Annotated in this window: 10 protein-coding genes and 2 pseudogenes; 10 read left to right on the forward strand and 2 right to left on the reverse strand. The window is 66.5% G+C overall.

Annotated features, from left to right (window positions below):
- Window positions 1–1007 precede the first annotated feature (1007 nt).
- On the reverse strand, window positions 1008–2273 hold the full coding sequence (locus tag G6016_RS02360; protein ID WP_182631107.1) for an MFS transporter: 1266 nt from the start codon (window positions 2271–2273) through the stop codon (window positions 1008–1010).
- Between the two features lie 114 nt (window positions 2274–2387).
- On the opposite strand from G6016_RS02360, the gene G6016_RS02365 reads away from it, so the two are divergent.
- From G6016_RS02365 to G6016_RS02400, 8 genes are all read left to right on the forward strand, one after another.
- Complete coding sequence (locus G6016_RS02365) at window positions 2388–4091, forward strand: (2,3-dihydroxybenzoyl)adenylate synthase (RefSeq protein WP_182631108.1); 1704 nt, start codon at window positions 2388–2390, stop codon at window positions 4089–4091.
- Window positions 4092–4105: 14 nt separating this feature from the next.
- Complete coding sequence (locus G6016_RS02370) at window positions 4106–5632, forward strand: FAD-dependent monooxygenase (protein WP_182631109.1); 1527 nt, start codon at window positions 4106–4108, stop codon at window positions 5630–5632.
- 88 nt (window positions 5633–5720) lie between these two features.
- Entirely contained in the window at window positions 5721–6416 is a 696-nt protein-coding gene (locus G6016_RS02375; RefSeq protein ID WP_182631110.1) for a TetR/AcrR family transcriptional regulator, read from the forward strand.
- Window positions 6417–6587: 171 nt separating this feature from the next.
- Window positions 6588–7352 (forward strand): maleate cis-trans isomerase family protein, encoded by a 765-nt coding sequence (locus G6016_RS02380; RefSeq protein WP_380024129.1) that lies wholly within the window; start codon window positions 6588–6590, stop codon window positions 7350–7352.
- A gap of 21 nt (window positions 7353–7373) precedes the next feature.
- Entirely contained in the window at window positions 7374–8027 is a 654-nt protein-coding gene (locus G6016_RS02385) for a VOC family protein (protein ID WP_182631112.1), read from the forward strand.
- On the forward strand, window positions 8024–8269 hold the full coding sequence (locus G6016_RS02390) for a hypothetical protein (RefSeq protein WP_182631113.1): 246 nt from the start codon (window positions 8024–8026) through the stop codon (window positions 8267–8269). Before G6016_RS02385 ends, G6016_RS02390 begins: the two co-directional genes overlap by 4 nt.
- Window positions 8266–9495 carry an alpha/beta fold hydrolase gene (locus G6016_RS02395; protein WP_182631114.1) on the forward strand — a complete coding sequence of 410 codons (1230 nt, stop codon included), beginning with the start codon at window positions 8266–8268 and terminating at the stop codon, window positions 9493–9495. Before G6016_RS02390 ends, G6016_RS02395 begins: the two co-directional genes overlap by 4 nt.
- Window positions 9496–9560: 65 nt before the next feature.
- Window positions 9561–10151 (forward strand): flavin reductase family protein, encoded by a 591-nt coding sequence (locus G6016_RS02400; RefSeq protein ID WP_182631115.1) that lies wholly within the window; start codon window positions 9561–9563, stop codon window positions 10149–10151.
- Window positions 10152–10208: 57 nt separating this feature from the next.
- On the opposite strand, the gene G6016_RS02405 is transcribed toward G6016_RS02400, so the two are convergent.
- Window positions 10209–10439, reverse strand: a complete 231-nt coding sequence (locus G6016_RS02405; protein WP_182631116.1) for a hypothetical protein — start codon at window positions 10437–10439, stop codon at window positions 10209–10211.
- Window positions 10440–10538: 99 nt separating this feature from the next.
- Between G6016_RS02405 and G6016_RS02410 the strand changes: the two are divergent.
- Together G6016_RS02410 and G6016_RS02415 are read left to right on the forward strand one after the other, a co-directional pair.
- Window positions 10539–10814 (forward strand): annotated as a pseudogene (locus G6016_RS02410) (transposase); the annotation flags it as partial.
- A 52-nt stretch (window positions 10815–10866) separates the two neighbouring features.
- Window positions 10867–11019: pseudogene (locus G6016_RS02415) on the forward strand (transposase); the annotation flags it as partial.

The following is an 11019-nucleotide window of genomic DNA, read 5'->3' on the forward strand; positions in this document are numbered from 1 at the left end:
AGGAACTGTCCACATTCCTTGACACAGCCCACAGCGTCTGCGCCACTGGGTTTGTGCCACTGATTGTTCATGCGGGGCTTGTGAGTGTCAGGTCGTGCGGAATGCGATCTTCGGGACGCTTAAGCAGGTCAGGAGGCCCGACCTCAGGTCGCGAGTGCGCCAATGCCACTGCGCCCGCGAAGGAAAAGAGACGCTTAGCGAACCCCACCCGCTGCCCCGCTCCGCAATCGGCGTCCGAGACTACGGCGAGACGCGCGGATTCAGTAGGCCATTTGGGTGAAAGCGCGGCCGGTCCCACCTCGATCCAATTGCGCAGGGTCGCTGGGTTCACGCCCCGCGGAAAACCGACATGCGTGCGAGCGGCGGCCTTGGAGCCATGCGCATCCACCAAGTGCTGGTGGTACATCCGGACCGTCGACCCGCGCGTCGAGGCGCCGAACTCTCGCCGTGCTGCCATGGGTTCCAGTCTTCCTTGCCACGTCAGAACGCTCCGACAGATCCAGGGAGATTCAGCACTACGTCTTTCTAGCCCGGTGGTACTGCGCCCATTGTCACTAGTTGTCAGGAGCTAGGATCCTGCCAACTTCGTGAGAATCGGCGACTGACAAGCTTGTGACAACTACCTGATCGGCCAGGTTCGAAGTGACAGATTGTTTGGCAACCGACAGTGCCTGTCGTTTGCCAAACAGTTTGTCAGTTTGCCAAACGCGTGTCAGTAGCGTGCCACTAATTTGTCAGTGGCGGCTGCGGGTCAGAGTGAATCTCCTGCCAGCAGGCCCCAGGCCCGCCACCTCGAATACTGACAGGCGATTCACTGAGCCAGAGGTCGCGCCGTCGGCCCCATTCGGGGAGGGGGAACTGGTAGGAGTTTGTTAGGCACAGTTGCTGAACTCGCCATGCGAGTCCGTCGTCGGCGGGCATGGGGAGCGCCCGTGCTGACATAGGACGATTTTCGAGGACGTCAGCACCCCCAGACTCGCTGCAGTCTCCTTGTGTAGCCGAGTCAGTCAGCCGTCCCCGACCCCGGCTGTGACGAGACCGATCTTCTCATTAGGGTCCAGCGCTCGGCGAGGAACGAGGAGGCAGGTGACCAGGCCCAGCAACGCCACCGCTACGAATGCGCCCGAGATCCCGGCGAACGAGACACCAGCTGTCAGGAGCAGGCCCCCCGCGAGCGGGCCGGTCACCGCGCCGAGACGCCCGACACCGGTGCTGATGCCGAGCGCCGAGGCACGCACACGCGCGGGATAGTAGGTTGCCACGTAGCCGAACAGCACGATCTGGGTGCCGATCGAACCCGCTCCGGCGAGCAGGACCACCAGGTACATGATGCCGAGCGACGGTGTCATCGCCATGCCCGTGATCGCCAGGGCCGCCACCAGGAAGTACGCCCCGGAAACCAGTCGATTGCCGTACCTGTCGGCCAGCACCGCACCGGCGAGCCCGCCGATGATCGCGCCGACGTTGAGCAGAACCTGGAACGTCAACGCGGAACCGAGGCTGTATCCCGCACCGCGCATGAGTTCCGGGAGCCAGGTGTTGAGACCGAACACCAGGAGGAAACCGGCGAAGTTCGCGATCGCGAACAGGATCAGGGCCCACCGCAGCCTGGTGGCCCCGACGAGCTCGCGCACTGGTCCTCGGGCCGGCTTGTCTCCGGCGATCGCTGGCCCCGGTGCGGACGGAGCCGTCTCCGGGATCACCTTGATGGCAAAGGGGACCACCAGGATGAGCGCGCTCGCTCCGAGCGCCCAGAGCCCGCGGAATCCGAGGACGTCACCCCAGAGCAGAGTGAGTACGGCGGCCAACACACCACCCACCGGGAGACCGGACAGCATCAGGGCGTTGAGCAGGTTCTTCTCATGAGGCCTGGCCACCTCGACCACCAGAGCGATGGCCACCGGGGCGACACCACCGAAGCCGAGACCGGCGATGAAGCGGAACAGCCCCAGCAACTCCGGGGTCGGCGCAAGAGCCACTGCGAGCATCGCCGTCGAATACCAGACCAGACAGCCGATGAAGAGCTTTCGGCGACCGAATCGATCGGTCAGCGTCCCCGCCAGGATCGCGCCGAAGAACATCCCCAACAGGGCGTAGCTTCCGATCGCGCCGGCCTCCGCCCTGGTGAGCGCCCAGGGCTCGTACTCCAGCAGGGAGGGGATCGTCGAGCCGTACACGATCAGGTCGTAGCCGTCGAAGACGATGGCGGCAAAACAGACGGCGACCACGAGATATCGGCGTGCGCCCTGCACCGGTGGCGATTGACTGGACATGGGGACTCCTCACGAGGGTGGGATGGCATCGGTGAGGCCGGGGCGTCACCGCTCACGATGATCAAACGGCGAAACCCTTGCATTGTCAACACTAATGTTGATATTTTGACTCTCATGTCAGTCATCCCTGCCGCCCAGCCCACACGGCCCGATCCCGATCCCGGGCTGTCGCCGTATCCCGAACAATTCGTCGCCGACTACCGCGACCGCGGTCTCTGGCGCGGCTTGTCGTTGCCCCAGGAGATCCTCGACGCCGCCGACCGCCACGCAGACCGGCTCGCATTGGTCACTCCGGAGGTGCGGTGGAGCTACGCCGAACTCGCAGAGCGCGCCCGGAACTTCGGTGCGGGGCTGCTGGCGACGACCGATCTCGAACCCGGCGAGGCGGTGATGTTCCAGATGGGCAACGTCGCCGAGACACTCGTCGCCTACTTCGGCACACTCGTCGCCGGACTGCGTCCCGTGTGCACCCTGGCCCAACACGGCTCGCGCGAGATCGGCTCGCTGGCCGAGCACGTCGGCGCGCGCGCCACGATCGTGCAGGCGGACCACGGTCGGGGCGAGACCCTGAAAGTCGCCCGCGACCTGCACTCCGCAGGCACCCTCTCGACGGTGATCGTTGCGCGTGGTGAGGCGATCGGCGACGGCCCGACCCTCGAGCAACTCGTCGAGAACGGCTCCCGATCCCTGGCGCCCGAGCCCGTGCATCCCGAGCAGATCGCGGTGTTCCAACTCTCCGGCGGCACGACCGGTCTGCCCAAGGTCGCTCCCAGGCAGCACGAGGAATACGTCTACAACTCACGCGCGTGGGCCGAGGCGCTGGATTGGGGGCCCGACACCCGCATCCTGTACCCGCTGCCGGTCATGCACAACGCGGGGATCGCTCTTGCCGTGCAACCCGCCCTTCTCAGCGGAGCCACGCTCATCCTGGCACCGTCGGCGTCGGTGCCCGAGCTCCTCGACCTCATCGGGTCGGAGCGTCCCACATCGATGCCCCTGGTACCGCCGGCATTGGCCGTCCGCATGTTGGAGGAGCCCCGTAGCCGACAGACCGACCTGAGCAGCATCGAGCAGTTCCTCGTCGGCGGCCAGGCCTTGCCGACCGGAGTGTCCGAGCGCCTGCGAGACGAGCTCGGCATCGCGGTTCGACAGATGTTCGGGATGGCCGAGGGGATGTTCCTGCTGACTCCCGGCGATGCCACCGAGGACGTCCGCCATCACACCGTCGGAGCTCCGATCTCACCTGCCGACGAGGTCCGCATCACCGAGGTCGGCAGTGACGACCCCGCTCCCGTCGGGGAGATCGGCGAGTTCTGCGCCCGAGGCCCCTACACGATCCGCGGCTACTACCGGGCCGAGCAACACAACCAGTCCGCCTTCAGCCCGGACGGCTTCTACCGGTCCGGCGACCTCGCCCGAGCCCACGACGTCGACGGGGTCCTCATGTACTCGATCGAGGGCCGGATCAAGGATGTGATCAACCGCGGGGTGGAGAAGATCCACGCCGAAGAGGTCGAGGAGGTGATCCTGCGTCACCCCGACGTCGTCAACGCCGCGCTGGTCGCGATGCCCGATCCCGTCCTCGGCGAACGAGGATGCGCCTACCTGATCATCGAACCCGGTGCCGCCGAACCGACGGTCGCCTCGCTCGGGGAGTTCCTCCTGGGCCATGGGCTCGCGAAGTACAAGCTTCCCGAGCGGGTCGAGATCGTCCCCGAGTTCCCCCTGTCCAACGTGGGGAAGGTTTCCAAGAAGCACCTGCGCGAGCGGATCGCCGCCGCACTCCGCGATGACAGCCCCACCTCGGGCGCCCGGTAGGAAGGATCAAGACGATGACCGACAAGACAGTGGCGATCATCGGCGGCGGGCCCGCCGGTCTGGCCGCGGCACGATTGATCAAGCTGCGCTCACCCGAGGCGACCGTGACGGTGTATGAGCGCGCCGAGTCGAGCACCGGCACCTTCGGCTTTGGGGTCGGGCTGACCGAAGCCACGATGCGCAACGTCACGTCCGCCGACCCGGAGATGGCAGAGCAGATGCGCCAGGCCAGCTACGTCGGCCACAACCTGGTGTTGCGCTCCGGCGCCCGCGAGGTCCATCTTCACGGCGCGCGGAACCTCGCGATCGGACGAGCGACCCTGCTCGAGGTGCTCACCCGGCTCACCGACGAGGTGGGGGTCGACCTGAGAATGGGCACCAAGGTGGACATCTCCGAGCTGACGGCGGACGTGATCGTGGCTGCCGACGGCGCTCGTAGTGCCACGCGGGAGGGACTGCAGGAGGAGCTGGGCGTCACGGTCGACTACGGCTCACTCCACTACATGTGGTGCGGTGCGGACTTCGCCGTGGAGAACGCCAACTTCGCGTGGCGCTCGAACGGGGACGATCTCTTTGTCGCTCACGCCTATCCGTACGCCGAGGGCCGCAGCACATTTCTCATCGAGGCGGACGAGACCACCTGGGCCAGTGCTGGCCTCGCCGAGAACGACCGTGCGGTGCAGCCCGGCGAGTCGGACTGGCGCAGTCTCGAACTCGTGGAGACGATGTTCGCCGACGAGCTCCGCGGCCGCCCCCTCCTGGCCAACCGGACCCGATGGTCCCGCTTCCCGACCGTGTCCCTGCAACGCTGGTCGGCGGGGAACGTGGTGCTGCTCGGCGACGCCGCCCACACCGCGCACTACACCATCGGCTCGGGTACGAAGCTGGCCCTGGAGGACGCCATCGCACTGGCCGACGCACTCGCCGAGCACGACGAGGTCGGTGAAGCCTTCGCCGCCTACGAGACCCGTCGCCGCCCCGGGGTGGACAGGTTCAAGCATCTCGCCGCACGATCACAGGCCTGGTGGACCTCCTTCCGCGAACGCATGACGAACACCCCCGAAGAGATCGCGCTGTCATACATGACCCGCGCCGGAAACATCGGCGTCTCGGACTACGCGCGGGAGTACCCGGACAACGCACGGGTGGCTCTCGAGCATCTCGGCGACGCCCCCGTGGGCGATCTCGACATGCTCGACGACTGGGTGCTCTCCCGACCACTTGCCGCCGGAGCCCTTGCGGCCCCGTCCAGGACCCTGTCCGATGCCGACCTCCCGGCACAGGGAGTACGACGGCTGCAGTGGTCCGACACGGCCGGAGGGGAACAGGCCACGAGGGAGTTGTGCTCGTGCCCAGAGGAGGTCGTCGTACTGGGAGGTGACGACGACCCCCGCGCTGTGGGAGCCCGTATCGATACCGCTGAGCGGGTCCGGTGGAAGGGGCGCCACACGGTGGTGGTCGAGGTACCGACCGCATTGCGCTCGGAAGCCGCCGCCGCGGTGGCCACCGGCCGCGCGGATGCTGTGATCCTCACACAGTGAGGTCCGCCTCTTGCCCCTGCCCGGTCCGGGGCTGACCTCCCGGTGCGCGGGACCGGGCCGTTGCTCCGCCGAGAGTAGGGTGATCGGCATGTCAACGGCGGAAAAGACAGGCAAGACGACGAACTGGCGACGCCGGGAACTGATCGTCGGCGAGGTGCTCGACACCGCGACCGAACTGTTCGCGGTCAAGGGATACGAGGCGACCAGCCTGCAGGACATCGCCGATGCCGTCGGGGTCTCCCGGCCGGCGCTGTATCACTACCTCAGCAGCAAAGAGGACCTCCTGGTGATGCTGGTGGAGAGCGTCTCGCAGAGCCTGGCGGAGGTGCTCGGCGAGCTCCGCGAACGTCCCGATCTGACCCCGTCGGAGAAGATCTCCATGGTCACGGACCAGCTGGTCCGCCAACGGGTCCAGCATCCGGGCCGCTTCCGGATCCTCGATCGTTCGGAGACCGTCCTGCCCGAGCCCGCCCGCACTGATCACGCCGAGGCCAAGCGGCGCGTCCTGCGCGAGGTGGTGACGATCATCGAGGAAGGTGTCCGCGCCGGCCAGTTCGCCCCGACGGACTCGCGCACCACGGCACTGAGCGTGATCGGAATGTGTAACTGGGTGGCGTGGTGGGTGCGGCCCGAAGACGCCGTGAAAATGGAGTCGATCGCATCGACGATCGACACGCTCGTCACGCGGATGCTGTCCCTTCCGGCACAGGACGCCGCCGACGGCGCCCCGGGTCTGATCAAAGAGATCCGTGATCGGCTCGACCGACTCGAGCCATTGCTCTAAACACGCCACGTAGCTCCACCCGACCGACGGCACCCTCTTGCGGGGTGCCGTCGGTCGTTCTGCTGGCGGTCGGCGCTGTACGCCCACCCGTCAGTCTTGGACGCGAGTGTTGACTTTTCTACGTCAATGTCGAACACTGGGGGTGTACCCGCTCGCACCCGGAGGATCAGCGTGACCCAGAAACCCAAACGCATCGGACTGGTCGTCCCCAGCTCGAACGTCACCGTCGAGACGGAGATGCCCAGCATCCTGGCCCGCCACCCGGACGAGGAGTTCACGTTCCATTCGAGCCGTATGCGGATGACGACGGTCTCCCCCGAGCAACTGCGGGCGATGAACGCCCAGCGGGAACGCTGCGTGATCGAGCTCGGCGACGCCGGTGTCGATGCGATCCTCTACGCATGCCTGGTCGCCATCATGTCGACCGGCCCCGGCGCACACCGTGATACCGAGCTCTCGATAGCCGAGCAGCTCGCCGCGGGAGGCTCCGAGGCTCAGGCGCTCTCGAGTGCCGGCGCACTGGTCGACACACTGACCGCCATGGGTGCGACGAGGATCGCCGTGGTCACCCCCTACCTGCGGCCGCTGGCGGAGCAGGTGATCGCCTACCTCGAGAACGAAGGCCTGGAGGTCACCGACTGGCGCGCCCTCGAGGTCGCCGACAACGCCGAGGTGGGCTGCATCCCGGGCGAGAAGGTGATGGAGGCGGCGCGCAGCCTGGATCTCAGCGGAGTCGACGTCCTCGTGCTCTCGGCGTGCGTCCAGATGCCCTCACTCGACCTCGTGCAGGCGGCCGAGGACGAGTTCGGCGTCCCCGTCATCACCGCCGCCACCGCCGGAGCGTTCCAGCTCCTGAGAGCAGTCGGCGCGCGCGTCGACATCCCCGGCGCCGGTTCGCTCCTGCGTGCCGACGCCACTGCCGAGACCACCCACTGACTGTCTGCGAAAGGAGACGACATGTCCAGCCAGTACAGCGAACAACACCTGTCGCGAGGAGTCGACCACGCGGCCTTCCCCACCTTCGATCCCGTGGGCACGGTGACCTTCTACCGCGACGTTCTCAAGTTCCCGGTGGTGCACTCGATCTGCGCAGCCGGCTGGGGGCCGGACAAGCACCCCGACTTCATCCACTTCTTCTTTGACATTGGCAACGGCGACCGGCTGGCCTTCTTCTACTACTTCGGCCTGCAGCCATACGGCGACCAGAGCGCGCCGGGCGATTCCTGGGCGAGGTTCGACGAGGACGTCCCCGTGTTCTTCCGTAACTCCCGCCACCTCGCACTCCACGTGGACAGCGAGGAGGACCTGCTCGAGTACCGACGCCGCCTCGATGATTCGCAGTGGCCGTGTGAGATGCAGGTGATGCACGAGACCATCGAATCGATCTACACCCACGACCCCAACGGTTACATGGTGGAGATCACGCGGGCTCTGCGCCCGGTCACCCCACAGGAGGACCTCGACGCCCAGCTCACCCTCGAGGCGCTGTGCGATGTGGTGTCCGCGGGAGACGCCTCACTGGACACGCTGCTGGCCCGCAAGGCGGAGCTGATCGTGGACAAGGCCGTCGCCTGGGAGCGGGAGCACGCCGCTCTGGAGGTGGACCGATGAGCCGGCTCTACGTCCTCGACGTCCCGGAGAACAAGGGAGTGGTCCGCGTTGCGTCGGGAGAGGAGGGGGTCACCGTCGACAAGGTCGGTCCGTACTTCCGGATCTCCGCCGAAGGCACCATCGTCATCGACCGGCGTGCCACCGGGTGTCGCCACGCCGTCTGGTACAGCGCGATCGCCGGTCTCGAGGCGTCGAAGATCACCCAGCACGACAAGGACGCCCTGCGCGTGGAAGCCCGATGAGCACGACGGAGCGGGTGGGCGCGGGTCGCTACCTGGCCGCCGACGATGCTCCACCGGAGACGTCGGTGACCGCCCACGAGCTCACCACGGTCGACGGCGCGAGCGTCTCCGGACTCCTGCGGACGGTGCCTGGAGCGACCACGGTGGCGTTCCTCATGCACCCACGGAACGACTTCAGCCATCACGTCCTGGTTCCGGAGTTCCTCAAGCGCGGATACGCGGTATGGACGCAGGGCAGCAGGACCATGGGCAACGACCTCACTCTGCTGCACGAGCAGGCCCTGCTGGACATGGCCGCCGGACACGTCTTCCTGCGGGAGCGGGGCTTCGCGTCCGTGGTCTCGGTCGGGCACTCGGGCGGCGGCGCGCTGGCCGCGTTCTACGCCGAACAGGCAGGACTACCTGCGTCCCAGCGTCTTTCCGCGACCCCCGGCGGCAAGCCCGTGCCTCTGCCCGACGCCGAGATGCCGTTGGCCGACCTCATGGTGCTGATGGCTCCACACCCGGGGCAGGGCGAACTCCTGCTCAGGATGATCGACCCCTCGGTCACCGACGAGGACGATCCGCGTTCAGTCGACCCCGCGCTCGATCCGTACTCGGGGAGCAATGGATTCGCACCGGCGCCGGAACCGAGCGTGTACTCCCCGGAGTTCATCGACGAGTACCGGGCCGCGCAACGCGCCCGTGTCGCACGGATCGACGCCAAGGCCCGCGAGAGGGTCGCGCGGGCCCGCGAGGCGCAGGGCAGATTCAAGCAGTCCGGCGATCCCGCGGACCGACGGGACGCGCTGGCCACGGAGCTCATCACGGTGTACCGGACCGACGCGGATCTCCGGTGCGTGGACCCGACACTCGATCCGAACCTGCGCCCCTATGGCTCTCTGTTCGGGTCGCGACCCGACCTGACCAACTACGGGGTGGTCGGCTTCGGGCGGTTGACCACGCCCGAGGCGTGGTTGTCCACCTGGTCAGGATTGAGCAGCCGTGCCGGGTTCATTCGCTGCGCCCCTGCTATCCAGGTACCTACACTGTTTATCGAGATCACGGGGGACCAGGCGTGCTTTCCCGCCGATGCGATTGCGATGGTCGCTGCCCTCGGGACAAGCGATGTTGAACACGTCAGGGTGCGCGGCAAGCACTTCGGTGCCGCTCTCTTCGAGGGAGAGCCCACCGCCGCGGCGGCCGCCGGCAGGGAGATCGGGCGTTGGTTGCGAGACCGAACGTGAGCAGACTTCACCCCCGGCGACCTACTGCGTTCGAACAGCCAATTTCGGGCACGCAAACTGGGGTCATGCGAACCGTCTACAGTCCGGAATCCGCGCCTCCCCGGGGCTTCTACACCCTGCTCACCGCATCGGTGGCTCCGCGGCCAATCGCCTGGATCTCATCACTCTCCGCAGACGGTATCCGAAATCTCGCGCCATACTCATTCTTTACCGTCGCGTCAGGTGAGCCCCCGATTCTGTCCGTGACCTCGCTCGGGCACAAGGACTCGTGGCGCAATATCCGCGACACAGGCGAGTTCGTTGTCAATATCGGCACGGAATCGCTGATGGAGGTAATGAACGAGACGTCCGCACCTCTCCCCGCAGACGTCGACGAATTCAAGGTCGCCGGAGTACGCGGTGAGGCGTCCGACGTAGTAGCCGCGCCGCGCGTGGCCGAGGCGCCCATCGCCCTTGAGTGTCGTCGGCATGACATAGTCGAGGTCGGTAACGGAACGCTGCTACTCGGCGAGGTGGTGTCCGTGGCGGTCGATGACGACGTACTGGCTGAGGACGGGCTCCCCGACTTCAGAAAATTGCTCCCGCCGTCCCGCCTCGGGCGTCTGGAATGGGGATTCGCGCCACGGACCCAGTGGATCGCGCGCCCCAAGGGGTAGCCGGGACACCAGGCGTGGCGGGCCCAGATGATCGGGGGTCCGCCATCGCCCGCGCTCTCATGTCGTCGACGTCGTGCCCCTTCGCAGCATCGCATCGATCAACGCTGCGATCACCTCGGTGATGGCCACCTTCTGTGTGCCTTTGCGCGAGGGCGCCGACGGCGGCGACGTCGGGGCATCCTCGGCCAGGTACTTGCGTACCGTGCGCCAGTCACAGCCGCACTCGCGACCGATCTCGGCGTACGTCATGCCGGTGGCATGCAGCTGTTTGAAACGTCGGATATTCATCCAGGACTCCTGATCCAGGATCATGGGGGTGGGCCACCCTTCGGAAATTGTCAACTTGCCGGAAGACGACTCCAAGGGTGGCCCACCCACCTCGGCGGACACTGGCAGAAGATCTGGTCCAACAACCCGATCGAGCGCCTGAACAAGGAGATCAAGCGCCGCGCCGACGTCGTGGAGATCTTCCCCAACCCGGCTGCGTTCCTGCGCCTGGCGACCTCGGTGGTGATCGATCAACACGACGAATGGCAGGTCTCACGTCGCTATCTCTCGGAGGCCTCCATGGCCGAACTCCGACGCGTCATCGCCGCCAAACAACAAGCCCTCGACGCCGGCGGCGACTACGATCAGCAACGACTCGTTGATCACTGCGCCTGACCAGACGCCGATCCGAATCCCACCACCCCACGGGGCACTATCCTGGCCGGACTCGCTGATCCAAACGTGCGTGGTGCACCTGATCCGCGCCTCGATGCGGTTCTTCTCCGGCTCAGACCGCAAGAAGATCGCCGCCGAGCTCAAGAAAATCTACACCGCCCCAAACGAGGAGACTGGGGTGTACCAAGGATCTTGGACAGCCGCT

It is taken from the genome of Dietzia aerolata, from assembly GCF_014144865.1.
In the GTDB taxonomy this organism is placed as follows: Bacteria; Actinomycetota; Actinomycetes; order Mycobacteriales; family Mycobacteriaceae; genus Dietzia; species Dietzia aerolata.

Coding starts and splice junctions, on each gene's coding strand:
- G6016_RS02365 (WP_182631108.1), top strand. CDS start 2,388: ATGTCAGTCATCCCTGCCGCCCAGCCCACACGGCCCGATCCCGATCCC.
- G6016_RS02385 (WP_182631112.1), top strand. CDS start 7,374: ATGTCCAGCCAGTACAGCGAACAACACCTGTCGCGAGGAGTCGACCAC.
- G6016_RS02405 (WP_182631116.1), bottom strand. CDS start 10,439: ATGAATATCCGACGTTTCAAACAGCTGCATGCCACCGGCATGACGTAC.
- G6016_RS02370 (WP_182631109.1), top strand. CDS start 4,106: ATGACCGACAAGACAGTGGCGATCATCGGCGGCGGGCCCGCCGGTCTG.
- G6016_RS02390 (WP_182631113.1), top strand. CDS start 8,024: ATGAGCCGGCTCTACGTCCTCGACGTCCCGGAGAACAAGGGAGTGGTC.
- G6016_RS02395 (WP_182631114.1), top strand. CDS start 8,266: ATGAGCACGACGGAGCGGGTGGGCGCGGGTCGCTACCTGGCCGCCGAC.
- G6016_RS02400 (WP_182631115.1), top strand. CDS start 9,561: ATGCGAACCGTCTACAGTCCGGAATCCGCGCCTCCCCGGGGCTTCTAC.
- G6016_RS02360 (WP_182631107.1), bottom strand. CDS start 2,273: ATGTCCAGTCAATCGCCACCGGTGCAGGGCGCACGCCGATATCTCGTG.
- G6016_RS02375 (WP_182631110.1), top strand. CDS start 5,721: ATGTCAACGGCGGAAAAGACAGGCAAGACGACGAACTGGCGACGCCGG.